Raw genomic sequence first — 17,534 nt, 5'->3', positions numbered from 1 at the left:
CCACTGTGCATAAGCTTTGATCGAAAAAAGAATAACTTTTCAAACGATTCGGGGTGTGGATAAAAAGGCCATTTATACACAAGTTTGAGGTAGGGTTATGGATCGGGGTTTCCCAATGTTATTGATCGCGTAACTTGATGATCTTTATGTGCTTTGATCGGTTACCCACAGATCTTGATGATCCTAATAAAAGTAAAAATAAACAGATCTAAAAGAGATCTTAAGATCTTATAATTCGATCACACCTTTTCAAAAACAGGTTTTGAGGAAAATTTAATCATTTTCTTTATCCAATAAGTCAGATAAAATACGCGCCCTTTTTTCAGCAGTCTCTGCGTGAGAAAAATTAGTTTTTAATCGGCTTATCGTAAGTTAATAGTGAGGTTTAACCATGTTTTATGCTGAAGCATTTGATGTCATCGTTGTAGGTGGTGGACATGCAGGTACAGAAGCGGCACTTGCAGCTGCTCGCATGGGTGCAAATACGCTGTTGCTCACTCACAATATTGAGACGATAGGCCAGATGTCGTGTAACCCTGCAATTGGTGGGATCGGTAAAGGCCATCTTGTAAAAGAGATCGATGCGTTAGGTGGTGCAATGGCACTGGCTATCGACAAAGGTGGTATTCAGTTTAGAAAATTGAATTCTTCTAAAGGCCCAGCTGTTCGTGCAACGCGTGCGCAAGCGGACCGTACGCTTTACAAAAACGCTATTCGCGACATTGTTGAAAATCAAGAAAACCTAACCTTGTTCCAACAGAGCGTTGACGATCTGATTGTTGAAAACGATCAGGTATGCGGTGTTGTTACGCAAATGGGCTTGAAGTTTAAAGCCAAATCAGTGGTACTGACAGTGGGTACTTTCCTTGGCGGAACCATTCACATTGGCCTTGAAAACTATCGCGGCGGTCGTGCCGGCGATCCACCGTCTATCGCACTTGCAGATAGACTACGTGCGCTTCCGTTTCGTGTTGACCGTTTAAAAACTGGGACACCAGCAAGACTTGATGCTCGCTCGTTAGATTTTTCTGTAATGCAGCCTCAACCTGGTGACAATCCTACGCCGGTATTTTCGTTCATGGGTGATAGAACCATGCACCCTACACAGATCCCGTGCTATATCACCCACACTAACGAAAAAACCCACGATATCATTCGCGGGGGATTAGATCGCTCACCCATGTTTACTGGGGTTATCGAAGGTATCGGACCGCGCTATTGCCCAAGTATTGAAGATAAGATCACCCGTTTTGCAGACAAGACATCGCATCAAATTTTTGTTGAGCCAGAAGGTTTAAACAGCATTGAAGTTTATCCAAATGGTATTTCAACCAGTTTGCCATTTGACGTACAGATGAACCTTGTCCGCTCGATCAAAGGTTTCGAAAATGCGCACATTGTTCGCCCGGGCTATGCGATTGAATATGATTTCTTTGATCCACGCGATCTGAAACAAACACTGGAAACGAAGTTTATTCGAGGTTTGTTCTTTGCTGGCCAAATTAACGGTACCACTGGCTATGAAGAAGCGGGTGCGCAAGGGTTAGTAGCAGGCGCAAACGCAGCGCTACAAGTTCAAGAAAAAGACCCGATGATTTTACGCCGCGACCAAGCATACATGGGCGTACTTATCGACGACTTAGCCACCATGGGTACGAAAGAGCCGTACCGCATGTTCACTAGCCGTGCAGAATACAGACTACTGCTTCGTGAAGACAATGCCGATAGCCGTTTAACCGCGATGGGCCGAGAGATTGGTCTTGTTGATGATGCGCGCTGGGCGAAATTTAACGACAAGATGGAAGCGGTAGAAAGTGAGCTGCAGCGTCTACGCGGTCAGTGGATCCACCCTGATCACGCGGCAACGCCGGAACTTAATACCATGCTGAAAAATCCTGTGAGTCGTGAACATTCTCTTGAAGAACTGATCCGTCGACCTGAAATGACTTACGGTCAGTTAATGGAAATTGAAAGTGTTGGCCCAGGTCTTGAAGATCCGGTTGCTGCAGAGCAAGTGGAAATTCAAATTAAGTACGCTGGCTACATTGCCCGTCAAATGGATGAAATCGCGAAAACGCAGCGACACGAAAACACCCTGTTGCCGGTTGATATGGACTTCAGCAAGATTTCCGGCTTGTCGAACGAGGTTGTAGCCAAGTTAACCGAAGCCAGACCGGAAACAATCGGTAAAGCATCGCGTATTTCGGGCATTACCCCGGCGGCCATCTCTTTACTGCTGGTTTACCTTAAAAAACACGGCATGTTGCGCAAGCAAGAGAAAATCAGTGCGTAAAACACGCGCTTAACTCAACACATTACTCGCAGCGCTTAGTTTTTCCAATTTATTCGCGTATTATGATAATCATAATTGCCTAAACTATGCGAAAACTAGAAAAACTCGGCGCTTTTCACACTGTCCCATTGCACCAATTTACATTCGTTGTGCGGCTTTGATTAATTTATGTGCCTTCTTCAAGCGCACTTGTATCGAGCATGAAGAGCTGCAGTAACAAACGGCTGTAAATGAGCGGCAAATAACGATTCGCCACGCGTGTTTATGGTATGGACTGTGTAGAGCAAAAAACATTAACGCGAACAGACAGATTTTTCGATGACGATACAGCAAGAATTGCACACCATTTTGGTGTCTGGACTCGATGCCCTTTCACTAGATTTAAGTGATAAGCAACAGCAGCAGTTAGTTGACTATGTGCTGCTTATGGACAAATGGAATAAGGCGTACAACCTGACTTCTGTGCGCGATCCTAAGCAAATGATGGTGAAACACATTCTAGATTCGCTGGCGATTGTGCCCTTTCTTGATGGTAACAATATCATTGATGTTGGAACGGGCCCTGGCCTTCCAGGTATGCCGTTGGCAATCGCGTTTCCAGATAAATCATTCACATTGCTTGACTCATTGGGCAAGCGTGTACGGTTTATGACCCAATGTGTGCACACGCTTGGATTAACTAACGTAACTCCTGTGCAAAGCCGCGTTGAAGAGCACAATGGCGATACGCCTTACGATATTGTGCTAAGCCGAGCTTTCGCTTCGCTAAAAGATATGTTGCACTGGTGTCAGCATCTGGTAGATTCAGAAGGTCAATTTTTGGCGCTTAAAGGTCAGTTTCCACAAGATGAGATAGACGAAGTGAGTGATCACTTCCATGTGAGCAAAACGGAAAACCTCACTGTGCCAAATTTGGTAGGCGAACGACATCTGGTTTGGCTAAAAAAGAAATAGCCGAAAAATAGAAATAGACGAGAACAGGATCTAACGTGGCTAAGGTAATCGCGATCGCGAATCAAAAAGGTGGTGTTGGAAAGACAACCACCGCAGTTAACGTGGCAGCGTCAATGGCAGCAACCAAGCGTAAGGTGTTGCTCATTGATCTCGATCCACAAGGTAATGCGACCATGGGAAGCGGCGTTGATAAATACGACGTTGAATCTACGGCATTTGAATTGTTGATTGAAGAAAAGCCAATTAACGATGTTATCGTTAAAGCGACAAGCGGCAAGTATGACCTCATCGCGGCGAACGGTGACGTAACCGCGGCAGAAATTAAGCTGATGGAAATGTTTGCCCGTGAAGTAAGGCTTCGCAACGCGCTGAAGCCCGTTATGGATTACTACGATTTTGTCTTTATCGACTGCCCGCCTTCGCTAAACCAGTTAACTGTGAACGCCCTGGCGGCTGCCGATTCGGTAATGGTGCCTATGCAGTGTGAATATTACGCACTAGAAGGCCTCACTGCCCTTATGGATACCATTCAAAAATTGGCATCCGTAGTGAATCCAGAATTGAAGATTGAAGGCGTATTGCGTACTATGTACGACCCGCGCAATCGCCTTGCTAACGACGTTTCAGAACAGTTGAAGCGCCATTTTGGTGAACAGGTTTATCGTACGGTTATTCCGCGCAATGTTCGTCTAGCTGAAGCACCAAGCTTCGGTACGCCAGCGATGTACTATGATAAGTCATCGACAGGCGCTAAAGCCTACTTGGCACTGGCGGGTGAAATACTGCGTCGTAGGGACAAAACAACGCCTGCACAGGCAAAAGCAAGTTAAACGACAATAAGCTGAACACTATCAGCACATGCCATAGAGGACACTATGTCAGCACGTAAAAGAGGCCTTGGCCGCGGTTTAGATGCGCTACTCGCAACCAGCCAATCATCTGCTCAAAAAGAACAAGATGCCGCCGAGGTAAATTCAACCAACGGTGAGTTGAGTAAACTCCCTATTGAATACTTAGTGCCGGGCAAGTATCAGCCTCGTAAAGACATGTCACCTGAGGCATTAGAAGAATTGGCATCGTCCATTCGTGCGCAAGGTATTATTCAGCCTATCGTAGTGAGAAAAGTCGACGAGCACCGCTATGAAATCATTGCCGGTGAACGTCGCTGGCGAGCTTCACAACTGGCACAGCTAGACGAAGTACCTTGTTTGGTTAAGAACGTGCCTGATGAAGCGGCAGTGGCCATTGCGCTTATCGAAAATATTCAGCGTGAAGATTTAAATGCCATGGAAGAGGCGCAAGCCCTCGACCGTTTAATGAATGAGTTCGCGCTTACCCATCAAGAAGTTGCTGAAGCGGTGGGCAAATCACGCACCACAGTGACAAATTTACTTCGTCTGAATAATTTGAACGACGACGTGAAACTGTTAGTCGAGCATGGCGATATTGAAATGGGTCATGCTAGAGCGCTGTTAGCGCTAGAAGGTGATACCCAGTCGGAAACTGCGCAAGTAGTATCGGGCAAAGGTCTTACCGTGCGCGATACAGAAAAGCTTGTTAAAAAGCTTTTGGAGCCAGCTAAACCTAAGCCTGAGAAGAAAGTTGATCCCGATGTGCAAAACCTTATGACACGACTTTCAGAAAATTTAGGCACTCCTGTGAGTATTGACCACAATGCGAAAGGCAAAGGCAAGCTGACAATTAGCTTTAGCGACCTTGAACAATTAGATGGAATTATCTCTAAAATTCAATAGCTTAAAATAAAATTACTAGAGAAGCTCCCTTTGCCTACCCGCAATTGATACGCTGTTCGGTGCAAACGCCGGACACTCTCCTTTCCGGTTATAGCAATAGAAAATTTTCAGAATAACTTTCAAAAAGCGTTGTACTGTTGAAAATTGTCGGTAAAACAGTATACTTCTGACGCTTTTTGTAAGACGTGAACAAGCTGCGAGTAAAAGTGACGAACAAGTTAGCAAAACGCGGGTTAGACCTCGCCAAGAAAGGGCTACTTTTTCAGGCTGTCACGGCCCTAGTCGTTACCGCTTTCGCAGGCGCCGCAGGAGGAAGTCATTCCGCCATGTCGGCAGCGGCAGGCGCTTTAATCAGCATTCTGCCGAACAGTGTTTTTATGGCTTTCGCGTTTCGTTACGCAGGTGCCAGTAAAAACGACCTTGTTGCACGGAGTTTTAGCCAAGGCTCAAAATTGAAGCTGGCACTGACAATCATTTTATTTGTAATTGCTTTTAAAGGCTTAAACGCCGCGCCATTAGAGATTTTCATGGCATTTGTGATTACAACCGCTAGCCACGGGCTAGCCATGTTTCATTACGGTACGAAAGAATAAAGACAGCGCGAGGCGTTGCGATAACGAAAACAACGTATTCGACCGATTGAGACAAAAGAACCAGTCACCAAATTTTTACACTTTACAACTTGGGTTAAACAATGGCATCTGAATACACTACCTCAGAATACATCAAGCACCACTTGACCAATGCCACCATGTGCTCAACTGACAACGGAATTGCTTTTAACAAAGCGTGTTCTGACGCCGGTTTTTGGGCATGGCATGTTGATACACTGGCATGGTCTATCGGTCTTGGTCTTCTTTTCCTAATCATCTTTAGAAGCGTTGCTTCAAAAGCGACAACCGGCGTACCTGGCAAAATGCAGGCGTTTGTTGAGCTAGTTGTTGAGTTTGTTGACGACAACGTTAAAAGCACCTTCCACGGTAAGAGCGCACTTATCGCGCCATTAGCACTGACTATCTTTGTATGGGTATTGCTAATGAACCTTATGGATTTGGTTCCAGTTGATCTAATTCCATGGGTGTCTGGTCTTATCGGCCAAGCGGCTTTTGGCATGGATCCACACGACGTTTACAATAAGGCAGTTCCAACCACTGACCTTAACTTGACGTTCGCACTGGCTTCAGGCGTGTTTATTCTTATTCTTTTCTACTCAATCAAGATGAAAGGCATCGGTGGTTTTGCGAAAGAACTTACTATGCAGCCTTTCGGTCACCCTATCTTTATTCCGGTGAACTTTATTCTTGAAACCGTTACTTTGCTTGCGCGTCCGCTTTCACTAGCACTGCGTTTGTTCGGTAACTTGTATGCCAGTGAGCTAATCTTCATTTTGATTGCTACAATTGGTTATTTCCAGCTTCCACTGCACTTCATGTGGGCTGTGTTCCATATTCTGGTACTTCCGCTTCAAGCGTTTATTTTCATGATGCTTACCATCGTGTACTTAAGCCTGGCGTGTGAAGACCACTAAGCATTAACGGGTGTCGGTTTTGATTTTTAATCGACACTGTTTTTACAGAGTTTGACTTTTAAACATTAACTTTAAATTTAACTTAAATCGGAGACGTAAATGTTATACATCGCTGTTGCACTACTGATTGGTCTTGGTGCCCTAGGTACCGCTATTGGTTTCGGTCTACTAGGTGGTAAATTCCTTGAATCTGCTGCTCGTCAACCTGAACTAGCACCTCAACTACAAGTTAAGATGTTCATCGTAGCGGGTCTTATCGACGCCATCGCGATGATCGGTGTTGGTATCGCTCTATACCTATTGTTCGCTGTTGGTGCCTAATTCTACTAAACACTTTTTTAGCGAACTTTAAGAGGAGGGGCGATTGTGAATTTTAACGCCACTTTTATTGGTCAATTAATCGCCTTCGCTGTGTTCGTGGTGTTCTGCATGAAATATGTATGGCCTCCACTAATGGCAGCGATTGAAGAACGTCAGAAGAAAATTGCCGATGGGCTTGAAGCTTCTGAGCGTGCAGAGAAAGACCTAGAGCTTGCTCAAGCGAAAGCTACTGAGCAATTGAAAGATGCGAAAGCGCAAGCAGCTGAAATTATCGAGCAGGCTAAAAAGCGTGCCAACCAATTGGTTGACGAAGAAACGCAAAAAGGCCACGCGGAACGCGAAAAAATTATCGCTTCTGGTTATGCCGAGATTGAAGCTGAACGCAATCGTGCCAAAGAAGATTTGCGCAAGCAGGTTTCTGCACTTGCAGTAGCTGGCGCACAGCAAATCTTACAACGTGAAATCGATGCAAACGCACAAAACGACATTGTTGAAAAACTTGTCGCTGAGCTTTAATAGGGAGATGAGCCATGTCTGAATTGACAACCGTTGCTCGTCCTTATGCTAAAGCTGCTTTCGATTTTGCTGTCGAGAAAGACGCCGTTGCAAAATGGCAAGAAATGTTAGCCTTTGCAGGCGCTGTAGCAGCGAACGATGACATGCACCAGCTTTTGTCTGGTGCGGTTGCCGCTGACACGCTTGCCGACATTTTTAACAATGTTTGTGGTGAGCAACTCGACGAACACGGCCAAAACCTAGTTAAGGTTTTGGCTGAAAATAAACGTTTAGCCGCGTTGCCTGAAATTTCTACTTTGTTTGATGCATTTAAAGCAGATTACGACAAAGAAATAGAAGTGGACGTAACCTCAGCAACTACGCTGACCGATGCACAACAAAATGAGTTGGTTGCATCTTTGGAAAAACGTTTGGCACGTAAAGTGAAGCTTAATTGTAACGTGGACCCTGCCCTGATCGCTGGAATGGTAATTAATGCCGGCGATACAGTTATTGATGGTTCCGTAAAGTCGAAATTGAACCGTCTAGCAGACGCGTTGCAAGCATAACGGGGATAAGAGCATGCAACTTAATTCCACTGAAATTGCTGAACTGATCAAGAAAAGAATTGAACAGTTCAATGTAAGCAGTGAAGCACGTAATGAAGGTACTATCGTCGCAGTAACTGACGGTATTATCCGCATTCATGGCCTTGCAGATGTAATGCAAGGTGAAATGATCGAGCTTCCTGGAAGCCGTTACGCAATTGCACTAAACCTTGAGCGAGACTCTGTAGGTGCAGTTGTTATGGGTCCTTATGCGGACCTTAAAGAAGGCGATAAAGTACAATCTACTGGTCGTATTCTTGAAGTACCAGTAGGTAACGCACTACTAGGTCGTGTTGTAAACACACTAGGTGAGCCTATCGATGGTAAAGGCGCAATCGATGCAGCTGGTTTCGAACCAGTTGAAAAAATTGCACCTGGCGTAATCGAGCGTCAATCGGTAGACCAGCCAGTACAAACTGGTTATAAGTCTGTTGACGCCATGATCCCAGTAGGTCGTGGTCAGCGTGAGCTTATCATCGGTGACCGTCAGTGTGGTAAAACAGCAATGGCTGTTGACGCTATCATCAACCAAAAAGGTACAGGCATTAAATGTGTGTATGTAGCGGTTGGTCAGAAAGCATCTACTATCGCTAACGTAGTACGTAAACTAGAAGAGCACGGTGCACTTGACCACACTATCGTGGTTGCAGCATCTGCATCTGAGTCTGCAGCGCTTCAATACCTAGCGCCTTACTCTGGTTGTACTATGGGTGAATTCTTCCGTGACCGCGGTGAAGACGCGCTAATCGTATATGATGATTTGTCTAAGCAAGCTGTTGCTTACCGTCAAATCTCACTACTACTTAAGCGTCCACCAGGCCGTGAAGCTTACCCAGGTGACGTATTCTACCTTCACTCACGTCTACTAGAACGTGCTGCACGTGTAAACGAACAATACGTTGAGCGTTACACAAACGGCGAAGTGAAAGGTAAGACAGGTTCATTGACTGCGCTTCCAATTATCGAAACGCAAGCTGGTGACGTATCTGCATTCGTACCAACTAACGTAATCTCAATTACCGACGGTCAGATCTTCCTAGAAACTGACTTGTTTAACGCAGGTATCCGTCCAGCGGTTAACGCTGGTATCTCGGTATCTCGTGTTGGTGGTGCTGCACAGACTAAAATCATCAAGAAGTTGGGTGGCGGTATCCGTCTAGCCCTAGCTCAGTATCGTGAACTTGCGGCGTTCTCGCAGTTTGCTTCTGACCTTGATGATGCAACTCGTGAGCAACTTGAGCACGGTGAGCGCGTAACTGAGCTAATGAAGCAGAAGCAGTACGCACCACTTTCAATTGCTGATATGGGTGTATCTCTGTTCGCGGTAGAAAAAGGTTTCCTTAAGGGTATCGAGCTTAACAAAATCCTAGATTTTGAAGCCGCTCTTCACTCTTACATGAACAGCGAACACGCTGACCTTATGAAGACTATCAACGAATCAGGTAACTACAACGACGAGATTGCCTCTAAGTTGAACGACGCTTTAACAAACTTTAAAGCGACACAAACTTGGTAATCAATGGTGCTGGTGTTTAACCACCAGCGCAATTCGTTGAGTAATCGGAGAGATAGTCATGGCCAGCGGTAAAGAAATAAAAGGTAAGATTGGGAGTATCAAAAATACTCAGAAGATTACCAGTGCGATGGAAATGGTTGCTGCGTCTAAAATGAAAAAGGCGCAGGAACGCATGGCTTCTGGCCGTCCATATGCACAAAATATGCTTAAAGTGATTGGTCACATTGCAAACGGTAACCTTGAATATCGCCATCCTTATTTGGAAGAGCGTGAAGTCAAGCGCGTCGGTTACATTGTGATTTCCACTGACCGAGGCTTATGTGGTGGCTTGAACACCAATGAATTTAAGCTCGTCACTCAAGACGTCAAAAAATGGCGTGAACAGGGTGTAGAAGTGGATTTTGCTGCATTAGGTTCTAAGGCGTGCAGTTTCTTCAACCGCTTTGGTGGCAAGTTGCTTGCTGCTGAATCTGGTTTAGGTGACAAGCCGTCTGTGAGCGATGTAGTGGGTGTTGTACGCGTTATGCTTAAAGCGTACGACGAAGGACAAATTGACCGAGTATTCTTGGTATTCAATGACTTCGTTAACACCATGACACAGAAACCTGTGATCAATCAGTTATTGCCTTTGCCAAAGTCAGAAGACGAAGAATATCAACATCGTTGGGACTACATCTACGAGCCAGATCCAAAAGAAATTTTGGAAGCACTAATGGTTCGTTACATTGAGTCTCAGGTGTATCAGGGTGTTGTAGAAAACGCGGCGTCAGAACAAGCTGCGCGAATGGTTGCCATGAAGGCAGCAACCGACAACGCCGGTAACCTCATTGATGAGTTACAACTGGTATATAACAAAGCGCGTCAGGCTGCAATCACACAAGAAATCAGTGAGATTGTGAGCGGTGCCGCAGCGGTGTAGGCAAAGGTTTAAAAGAGATAACGAGGACAAATTATGAGTCAAGGTAAGGTCGTCCAAATCATTGGCGCCGTTGTGGATATTGAATTTCCACAAGATGCGGTACCAAGAGTTTATGACGCACTACAAGTTACCGAAGGTGACTTGTCAGGTCTAACCCTGGAAGTGCAACAGCAATTAGGTGGTGGTGTTGTTCGTGGCATCGCACTAGGTACTACTGATGGACTAAAACGTGGTCTTGCAGTAGAAAATACCGGTAACCCAATCATGGTTCCAGTTGGTACGAAGACACTTGGTCGTATCATGGACGTATTGGGTAACCCAATCGACGAAGCTGGCCCAATTGGTGAAGAAGAGCGTATGTCTATTCACCGTGAAGCGCCTAGCTACGAAGATCAGTCTAGCTCGGTAGAACTACTAGAAACTGGTATCAAAGTAATCGACTTGGTTTGTCCATTCGCTAAGGGTGGTAAAGTTGGTCTATTCGGTGGTGCGGGTGTAGGTAAAACCGTAAACATGATGGAGCTTATCCGTAACATCGCAATCGAGCACAGCGGTTTCTCAGTATTCGCTGGTGTTGGTGAGCGTACACGTGAGGGTAACGACTTCTATCACGAAATGAACGAATCAAACGTACTTGATAAAGTATCGCTTGTATACGGTCAGATGAACGAGCCACCGGGTAACCGTCTACGTGTTGCACTTACCGGTCTAACAATGGCTGAGAAGTTCCGTGACGAAGGCCGTGACGTTCTATTCTTCGTAGATAACATCTATCGTTATACCCTAGCAGGTACTGAGGTATCAGCACTTCTAGGTCGTATGCCATCTGCGGTAGGTTACCAGCCTACTCTTGCAGAAGAGATGGGTGTACTTCAGGAACGTATTACGTCAACGAAGACAGGTTCAATCACTTCAATCCAAGCGGTATACGTACCTGCGGATGACTTGACTGATCCATCTCCAGCGACAACCTTTGCTCACTTGGATGCAACGGTAGTACTTTCTCGTGATATCGCGTCTCTAGGTATCTACCCTGCGGTAGACCCACTAGATTCAACGTCTCGTCAGCTAGACCCGCTAGTAATTGGTCAAGAGCACTATGACGTAGCACGTGGCGTACAGACTGTTCTTCAGCGCTATAAAGAGCTGAAAGACATCATCGCGATCCTAGGTATGGACGAACTATCTGAAGAAGACAAGCAAGTGGTATCACGTGCTCGTAAAATTCAGCGTTTCCTATCTCAGCCGTTCTTCGTAGCAGAAGTATTTACTGGTGCACCTGGTAAATATGTATCGCTAAAAGACACAATCAGTGGCTTTAAAGGCATTCTAGACGGTGAATACGATCACCTTCCAGAGCAGGCCTTCTACATGGTTGGTTCTATCGAAGAAGCGCTAGAGAAAGCCAAGAAAGCATAATGACAGGGCTAGCAGTTGCTAGCCTAGCATCATGCTAACGTACCTAATCAGGAGGTTCACATGGCAATGACAGTACATTTGGACGTAGTAAGCGCGGAGAAAGCGATTTTCTCAGGTCGCGTTGAAGCGATTCAGGTGACAGGTAGCGAAGGTGAGCTGGGTATTCACCCAGGGCACGCGCCACTTATCTCTGCTATTAAACCTGGTATGGTGCGTTTGGTTAAACAGCACGGTGAAGAAGAAGTAATCTATGTTGCAGGTGGTGTACTAGAAGTACAACCTGGCAATGTTACCGTACTGGCTGATACCGCGGTTCGAGCTGAAGATCTTGACGAGCAGGCAGCAGAAGAAGCCAAACGACGTGCAGAAGAGCACATCGCCAACCCAGGCGCTGACTTTAACTACGCTGAAGCAGCTCACGAGCTTGCAGAAGCTATTGCTCAACTTCGTCTTATTCAGAAGTTACGCAAGTAAAAAGCACAGCTTTGAAAAAACCCGCCAAATGGCGGGTTTTTTATTGCCGAACGAAAAGTGGTCGTTCACATTCTCTTACGTTTATTTTTATTGCTATCGCACTACACAAAGCTTATCGTTAGAGCGTTTTAACCGATTTAAATTAAAACGTAATCGGCGCTAATTCTAGTGCCACCTTTGCCTGTAACGAATTATAGAAATGAAGCTTAACCCGTATTCCAACATGCACAAAGGTGCCTCTATTGGATTTTTTCCTCTGCTAACAACACTGATTTTACTTTCAGTGCATTATTTTACGGGTGCGTTAGATTGGCCTGAAGTGGGAAATGTACGTGCACAGCGCGACTTCAACTCTGCTATTGGTATGTCGCTTATTACAGGATACTTTTGGTTTGCGCTTCGTTTAATGCATCAAAACGTGGCTAGCACCCTTATTTCTTTGCTTGTAAAAACCAATCAGCTTAGTCAGTTTTCGGCGCATAGGCGAGAACTCGCCATTGAATTTAGACACCATATTTTTAATGCAATCATCATTTCTATTATGATCACGATTGTGTACTGCATATTCGAAGGATTGATCACGGTAAAACAAGAAATACACGTTTTATTCTTAACGGCCACAGCCGTCCCCTTTTGGTTCTTGGCCATTTTATTTTTGTTTCAGATCTCCTCCAACATTAAGTACCTAACTTCTAAAGTTTTGCCCCAAGCCGGTGGGAATATTGACCGACTTAAGTCCATCATGACGATTTTAAAATTAGGAACAACCAACAGCATATTTGCGATGGGGGCACTGGCCATTTTTCCTATCTTTTGGTTGAAAAAAGACATTCCTTCCATTGATGTACTAGTAGTCACGTTCTTCACGGGCATAGTGAGCGTTTATCTATTTTGGCCGGTAATAAAGCTTAAAAGTATGCTTGAGAAAGAGCAGAAAGCTGCTGTTCTGCACCTTGAGGAAAACATAGAAGACGGTATTAAACGATGTGCAAAGCACGAAGAATTCTCTACAGCTGCGTCAATTGAGCAACTAGAAAGCGAAAAAGAACGAGTCTTAAAAATGGGGGCGCGGGTTTTTGCCCCAAGAGATAAGGCTAGAGTGGCTGCATGTATTGCGTTAATACCGATTTCTTGGGTTCTATTGTTCATTGTTGAATGGTTAATTCAACTCCCTCGCTATCATTAGTCTATTCGGGTCTGTTGTTCTTTGCCTTATCTTTTCGCAGCGGTCTATGTGGTATTTAGACAAGGCACGCTTAACCCCTTCTCGCACCCTAACAGCTATTAATAATTGTCGTATTCACATTGCGTTGGTATGGTAAATCTTCTTAGGTCATAGAGATATCATTATGCGAATATACGGCGACACGCGTTCAGGAAACTGTTACAAACTCCAACTGCTTCTTTCTTTGTTAGGTAAAACCTGCGAATGGATTGATGTGGACATTATGAAAGGAGAAACACGCGCTCCTTCTTTCCTAGAAAAGACCCCTAATGGGAAAATTCCGTTGCTTGAACTAGACGACGGCAGGGTGTTGTCAGAATCCAATGCCATCATGCACTACCTGGCATCTAACACTCCTTTAATCCCCTCTTCTCCCTATAGTTTTTCGCAACTTTTACAGTGGCAGTTTTTCGAACAATACAGTCACGAGCCTTATATCGCCGTTGCTCGCTACATCAATGTTTATTTAGGGCTACCCGAGGACAGGAAAGCGGAGTACGAATCTAAACAAGCGGGTGGATATCGAGCACTAGCTGTCATGGAGCATCAACTTAAAACTACCCCGTTTTTGCTAGGTGACACGTTAACTCTTGCGGATATTTCATTGTTTGCGTATACCCACGTTGCCCACGAGGGCGGGTTTGACCTTTCCGCCTATCCTGCCATTCGAAATTGGATAAGTTTAGTCAAAGATCAAAAGGGCTTCATTCCCATGAACGCGTAATGTGCGCTAAACGAAGTTCTACGCTACAAATACCTTCTATGTGACATAGGGCCTTGCCACTTATCTTGTAAGGCTGTCTGCGCTCTGTAAAGCCCAGAAACGTCGATTTGATCTAAGCACTGTAGTGCATAAGCTGTTGCTTCTAGCGTAGAGAGGGCATTGCTTAATGTCGTATGACGAATAGCATAGTTAGAAGTGGGTGAAGAAATGAAGTGAAACGCTGGTAACTTTGTTAACCATGGGTTCTGTTTAACTAGACCAAATGCTTGTTTCCAACTTCCATCTATTAGAATTAGCGTTGTGATCTCAGAACGTGCAACGGCATCGACATTTTCTATCGGTGTACTGCATTCACTTGGGTAAACAAGCACTGAATGTCGACGTGAGCAGTGTTCGGATAGGGATTGCATAGCGACGACATCATTAGCAAGTATGATTCGCGTCGAAGGAATACACAATGAAACTAAGCGCGCCGTATTCTTGGCGTGAAGTGCTTCTTTTTCGTGTTGAATTATCACAATCTCTAACGATGTATCTACTGTGTTAATGTGAGAGCAAATACAGGTTTTTTGAGGATATCCACAGTGTTCACAATAAAGGCGCATAACTGAATTTCTTTATTCTCTTTTGAACGTTTATCGCACTTATTAACTAAGTAACTTAATAGATAGGATAATATACAACATGCCGAATGAAGCAGTACAATCTCGAGTAGAGAAAACGCTTTCTTTAGTGCCAGAGGGACAGGTAATAAGTTACGCCTTGCTCGCTGACCTGTGTGGATTACCCGGCAGAGCTAGAATGATGGGAAAGTGTTTAAGAGAGATAAATGCTGACTGCCACTGGCATCGCGTACTACGTGCTGACGGTAAAATTGCTTTTCCTGCTGGCTCTGATAAAGCGGATGAGCAGCGAGAGCGATTAGCAGAGGAAGGTGTGGTCGTTAAAAACTACCGAGTGAATATGACGAAGTTTGGTTGGAAGCCAGATTTACACACTATACTAGTAGAGTTAGAGTACTGAGCTTTCACTTTTTATATGAAAGCAGTTAGCAAATATATGGCGATTAATATAGTGCAGTGCATATAAGATGATAAAAAAGATTACTATTGATCAGTTAGTGCCAGGCATGTTTGTTCATCAAATTTTAGAGCAAAAAGGTGCGTTGAGGGTTACGAGCCAAGGCCGCGTTACGTCTGATGACGTGGTTAAAACACTTAGAAAGCGAGGTGTGAAAACCCTCGCCATTGATACAGATAAGGCGTTTAACGTTGAGCAACCTAGCTCATCGGCCACTGTGGAAAAGCACCAAAACTCGCCTTCTGATCAGCCGGTAAAATCAAAAAAAGTATCACTAGAAAATGAGCTGGTAAGAGCCGAAAAGCTTCACGAGCAAGGAAAGGCAATTCAAAAGTTGTTACTTGCCAATGTACAAAAAGAGACGCCTTTTGATGCGAGTATTCCCAAAGCATTTTCAAATAAGTTAGTCGAGTCGGTAGATAGAAACCCCGATGCGTTGCTTTGTCTAACTAAAATTCGAGAAAAAGACGACTATTTACTAGAGCATTCTCTGAACGTCGCTATTTTACTCGCCAATTTTGGCAAGTATTTAGGGATGTCTGAAGAAGAGGTGCAAGACCTTTCCTATGCTGGCTTTCTACATGACTTGGGCAAAATCAAAATTCCAGATGAAATTCTTCATAAGCCAGGCCGCCTCACAGACAGCGAAATGGAGATTATGAAAGGTCATGTAAAGCACGGGGTCGACTATTTAAAAAGTACGGAAATTGCGCAGCCACTGATTCAAGCGATTAGTGAGCATCATGAGCGATTGGACGGGTTAGGCTACCCTGCTGGGATCAAAGGTGAGGATATTAGTCAAGCAGGCCGAATGCTTGCCATTGCCGATATGTACGATGCACTCACCGCGGACCGGGTGTATAAGGCCGGTATGTCTAGCCAAAAGGCATTCTCTATTTTGATGAGTGATGCGCCAACGCGTCTTGACCAGTCGCTCGTTCAACAGTTTATAAAGTGTCTGGGCGTTTATCCCGTAGGAAGCCTCGTTCTATTATCAAATGATAAATTAGCGATGGTGCTTGAACAGAGAGACTCCCCGCTTACGCCACTCGTAAAGGTTTTTTATTCGGTTCGCAGTAACCACTATCTAACGCCGAAAGATGTTGACCTATCATCGGATAAAACAATCAGTATCAACAAAGCCGTCATAGCGTCTGACTATAAGATTGATGTGAACGCATTCTTTGAGCGTTCAGTTTCAATAGGCTAAAACGTTACTTTTTAGCAACACAGTGTAGTATTTACACTGTGTACCAACGCATTTTTTCTTCTTTATTCCAACGTTCATTTAGCTAACGTTCAGGTTTGATGTCCTACAATCCTCTAAACATGAAGTGCTGTAGTGCCTTTGAGTGCTGATCTTTAGGAAAAGTTAAGCAGGAAGCGAACTCGTGGCGCTCAGATACTCGTTGTTGCTTATATACAGAATATTTGCCAGTGGAACGCTAATTGCTATCACAGTAGTTGTTTAATGCAAAACTAACACTGAGCTTATTGAGAGTGGCAATGGATAAATGCAACTCATCAATATTAAGCTTTTAATTGAAATAAGAGGAAGTTATGAAAAAGACTCTTGCTGTAAGTTTGATTGCTGCGTCACTAACGGTAGCAGGTTGCGCAACCGATCCGAATAATACGCAAAAAGGTGCCGCTATTGGTGCGGTAGTAGGCGCATTGCTGGGTAAAGCGACAGGTGATAACGACAAAAGTCGTTATGCATGGGGCGCTGCGGTAGGTGCAATCGCAGGTGGTGCGATAGGTAACTACATGGACAAACAGGAAGAAGAGCTTCGAAATGAGCTTTCTGATACTGGCGTTCAAGTTGTGCGAGAAGGCGATAATCTGCGATTGATCATGCCGGGCGACATTACCTTTGCTACTGACAGTTCTAGCATCAGCCCTAACTTCAATCCGGTTCTTCAAGACGTTGCCAAAGTCGTAAACAATTACGAAAAAACCGTTCTTATGATCAAAGGCCATACGGATGACACTGGTTCTGAGCAGTATAATCAGTCTTTATCTGAGCGTCGTGCAGGAGCGGTTAAGAATTTACTAATTAACTATTCTGTTAACCCGACGCGTATCACGACGGTAGGTATGGGCGAATACGCACCTAAAGTACCTAACAATAGTGCAGCAAACCGCTCGATGAACCGTCGAGTAGAGATGGAAATTCAACCACTCACACAGTCTAATACCTAAAGGTAGTTAAGACCCAAAGAGA

At 44.7% G+C, this 17,534-nt stretch carries 19 protein-coding genes; 18 read left to right on the top strand and 1 reads right to left on the bottom strand.

What is annotated here, in order from left to right; all coding sequences use genetic code 11:
• The first annotated feature begins 391 nt into the window (after positions 1–391).
• From mnmG to BIZ39_RS09250, 15 genes are all read left to right on the top strand, one after another.
• Positions 392–2,293 carry a tRNA uridine-5-carboxymethylaminomethyl(34) synthesis enzyme MnmG gene (mnmG, locus tag BIZ39_RS09320; protein ID WP_187446845.1) on the top strand — a complete coding sequence of 634 codons (1,902 nt, stop codon included), beginning with the start codon at positions 392–394 and terminating at the stop codon, positions 2,291–2,293.
• Positions 2,294–2,611: 318 nt separating this feature from the next.
• A complete protein-coding gene (rsmG, locus tag BIZ39_RS09315; RefSeq protein ID WP_014951456.1) occupies positions 2,612–3,247 on the top strand; it encodes a 16S rRNA (guanine(527)-N(7))-methyltransferase RsmG in 636 nt (211 codons plus the stop codon).
• Positions 3,248–3,282: 35 nt separating this feature from the next.
• Entirely contained in the window at positions 3,283–4,077 is a 795-nt protein-coding gene (locus tag BIZ39_RS09310) for a ParA family protein (RefSeq protein ID WP_014951455.1), read from the top strand.
• Positions 4,078–4,122: 45 nt separating this feature from the next.
• The gene (locus BIZ39_RS09305) at positions 4,123–5,001 is read left to right on the top strand and encodes a ParB/RepB/Spo0J family partition protein (protein ID WP_014951454.1); all 879 of its coding nucleotides are present in this window, start codon (positions 4,123–4,125) and stop codon (positions 4,999–5,001) included.
• Positions 5,002–5,207: 206 nt separating this feature from the next.
• Positions 5,208–5,594: an ATP synthase subunit I gene (locus tag BIZ39_RS09300; RefSeq protein ID WP_014977839.1), complete on the top strand. Its 387-nt coding sequence runs from the start codon at positions 5,208–5,210 to the stop codon at positions 5,592–5,594.
• 101 nt (positions 5,595–5,695) lie between these two features.
• Positions 5,696–6,529, top strand: coding sequence for a F0F1 ATP synthase subunit A (atpB, locus tag BIZ39_RS09295; RefSeq protein ID WP_012520223.1), 834 nt, complete (start codon positions 5,696–5,698; stop codon positions 6,527–6,529).
• Between the two features lie 99 nt (positions 6,530–6,628).
• Positions 6,629–6,850: a F0F1 ATP synthase subunit C gene (atpE, locus tag BIZ39_RS09290; protein ID WP_012520222.1), complete on the top strand. Its 222-nt coding sequence runs from the start codon at positions 6,629–6,631 to the stop codon at positions 6,848–6,850.
• A 45-nt stretch (positions 6,851–6,895) separates the two neighbouring features.
• Positions 6,896–7,366, top strand: coding sequence for a F0F1 ATP synthase subunit B (gene atpF, locus BIZ39_RS09285; RefSeq protein WP_014951452.1), 471 nt, complete (start codon positions 6,896–6,898; stop codon positions 7,364–7,366).
• Positions 7,367–7,380: 14 nt separating this feature from the next.
• Positions 7,381–7,914 (top strand): F0F1 ATP synthase subunit delta, encoded by a 534-nt coding sequence (atpH, locus tag BIZ39_RS09280; RefSeq protein ID WP_015000145.1) that lies wholly within the window; start codon positions 7,381–7,383, stop codon positions 7,912–7,914.
• Positions 7,915–7,927: 13 nt separating this feature from the next.
• Positions 7,928–9,469 (top strand): F0F1 ATP synthase subunit alpha, encoded by a 1,542-nt coding sequence (atpA, locus tag BIZ39_RS09275; protein WP_014951450.1) that lies wholly within the window; start codon positions 7,928–7,930, stop codon positions 9,467–9,469.
• Positions 9,470–9,527: 58 nt separating this feature from the next.
• A complete protein-coding gene (atpG, locus tag BIZ39_RS09270; protein WP_012520217.1) occupies positions 9,528–10,388 on the top strand; it encodes a F0F1 ATP synthase subunit gamma in 861 nt (286 codons plus the stop codon).
• 33 nt (positions 10,389–10,421) lie between these two features.
• Entirely contained in the window at positions 10,422–11,807 is a 1,386-nt protein-coding gene (gene atpD / locus BIZ39_RS09265; protein ID WP_039221268.1) for a F0F1 ATP synthase subunit beta, read from the top strand.
• Positions 11,808–11,867: 60 nt separating this feature from the next.
• Entirely contained in the window at positions 11,868–12,281 is a 414-nt protein-coding gene (locus tag BIZ39_RS09260; protein WP_014951448.1) for a F0F1 ATP synthase subunit epsilon, read from the top strand.
• A gap of 199 nt (positions 12,282–12,480) precedes the next feature.
• Positions 12,481–13,467, top strand: coding sequence for a hypothetical protein (locus BIZ39_RS09255; RefSeq protein ID WP_039228875.1), 987 nt, complete (start codon positions 12,481–12,483; stop codon positions 13,465–13,467).
• Between the two features lie 163 nt (positions 13,468–13,630).
• The gene (locus tag BIZ39_RS09250; RefSeq protein ID WP_039228873.1) at positions 13,631–14,230 is read left to right on the top strand and encodes a glutathione S-transferase family protein; all 600 of its coding nucleotides are present in this window, start codon (positions 13,631–13,633) and stop codon (positions 14,228–14,230) included.
• A gap of 23 nt (positions 14,231–14,253) precedes the next feature.
• On the opposite strand, the gene BIZ39_RS09245 is transcribed toward BIZ39_RS09250, so the two are convergent.
• Entirely contained in the window at positions 14,254–14,835 is a 582-nt protein-coding gene (locus BIZ39_RS09245) for a tRNA-uridine aminocarboxypropyltransferase (RefSeq protein WP_187446844.1), read from the bottom strand.
• Positions 14,836–14,914: 79 nt separating this feature from the next.
• Here BIZ39_RS09245 and BIZ39_RS09240 point away from each other — a divergent pair, with 79 nt between their 5' ends.
• The 3 genes from BIZ39_RS09240 (at position 14,915) to BIZ39_RS09230 (ending at position 17,512) form a co-directional block, all read left to right on the top strand.
• Positions 14,915–15,253, top strand: a complete 339-nt coding sequence (locus BIZ39_RS09240) for an MGMT family protein (RefSeq protein WP_014951444.1) — start codon at positions 14,915–14,917, stop codon at positions 15,251–15,253.
• Between the two features lie 67 nt (positions 15,254–15,320).
• A complete protein-coding gene (locus BIZ39_RS09235) occupies positions 15,321–16,520 on the top strand; it encodes an HD-GYP domain-containing protein (protein WP_049586384.1) in 1,200 nt (399 codons plus the stop codon).
• A 350-nt stretch (positions 16,521–16,870) separates the two neighbouring features.
• Entirely contained in the window at positions 16,871–17,512 is a 642-nt protein-coding gene (locus BIZ39_RS09230; RefSeq protein WP_014951442.1) for an OmpA family protein, read from the top strand.
• Positions 17,513–17,534 lie beyond the last annotated feature (22 nt).

The organism is Alteromonas sp. BZK5, from assembly GCF_014349115.1.
GTDB lineage: Bacteria > Pseudomonadota > Gammaproteobacteria > Enterobacterales > Alteromonadaceae > Alteromonas > Alteromonas macleodii.
The sequence above is the reverse complement of the archived record's forward strand: the minus strand, read 5'-3'. Positions and strand labels throughout refer to the sequence as shown.

What these genes read in the sequence shown, in the direction of transcription:
- atpD (WP_039221268.1), top strand. Translation starts at nt 10,422, where the DNA reads ATGAGTCAAGGTAAGGTCGTCCAAATCATTGGCGCCGTTGTGGATATT.
- BIZ39_RS09250 (WP_039228873.1), top strand. Translation starts at nt 13,631, where the DNA reads ATGCGAATATACGGCGACACGCGTTCAGGAAACTGTTACAAACTCCAA.
- atpE (WP_012520222.1), top strand. Translation starts at nt 6,629, where the DNA reads ATGTTATACATCGCTGTTGCACTACTGATTGGTCTTGGTGCCCTAGGT.
- BIZ39_RS09235 (WP_049586384.1), top strand. Translation starts at nt 15,321, where the DNA reads ATGATAAAAAAGATTACTATTGATCAGTTAGTGCCAGGCATGTTTGTT.
- atpA (WP_014951450.1), top strand. Translation starts at nt 7,928, where the DNA reads ATGCAACTTAATTCCACTGAAATTGCTGAACTGATCAAGAAAAGAATT.
- BIZ39_RS09255 (WP_039228875.1), top strand. Translation starts at nt 12,481, where the DNA reads ATGAAGCTTAACCCGTATTCCAACATGCACAAAGGTGCCTCTATTGGA.
- BIZ39_RS09240 (WP_014951444.1), top strand. Translation starts at nt 14,915, where the DNA reads ATGCCGAATGAAGCAGTACAATCTCGAGTAGAGAAAACGCTTTCTTTA.
- atpH (WP_015000145.1), top strand. Translation starts at nt 7,381, where the DNA reads ATGTCTGAATTGACAACCGTTGCTCGTCCTTATGCTAAAGCTGCTTTC.
- BIZ39_RS09260 (WP_014951448.1), top strand. Translation starts at nt 11,868, where the DNA reads ATGGCAATGACAGTACATTTGGACGTAGTAAGCGCGGAGAAAGCGATT.
- mnmG (WP_187446845.1), top strand. Translation starts at nt 392, where the DNA reads ATGTTTTATGCTGAAGCATTTGATGTCATCGTTGTAGGTGGTGGACAT.
- atpG (WP_012520217.1), top strand. Translation starts at nt 9,528, where the DNA reads ATGGCCAGCGGTAAAGAAATAAAAGGTAAGATTGGGAGTATCAAAAAT.
- atpB (WP_012520223.1), top strand. Translation starts at nt 5,696, where the DNA reads ATGGCATCTGAATACACTACCTCAGAATACATCAAGCACCACTTGACC.
- BIZ39_RS09305 (WP_014951454.1), top strand. Translation starts at nt 4,123, where the DNA reads ATGTCAGCACGTAAAAGAGGCCTTGGCCGCGGTTTAGATGCGCTACTC.
- BIZ39_RS09230 (WP_014951442.1), top strand. Translation starts at nt 16,871, where the DNA reads ATGAAAAAGACTCTTGCTGTAAGTTTGATTGCTGCGTCACTAACGGTA.
- BIZ39_RS09245 (WP_187446844.1), bottom strand. Translation starts at nt 14,835, where the DNA reads ATGCGCCTTTATTGTGAACACTGTGGATATCCTCAAAAAACCTGTATT.
- rsmG (WP_014951456.1), top strand. Translation starts at nt 2,612, where the DNA reads ATGACGATACAGCAAGAATTGCACACCATTTTGGTGTCTGGACTCGAT.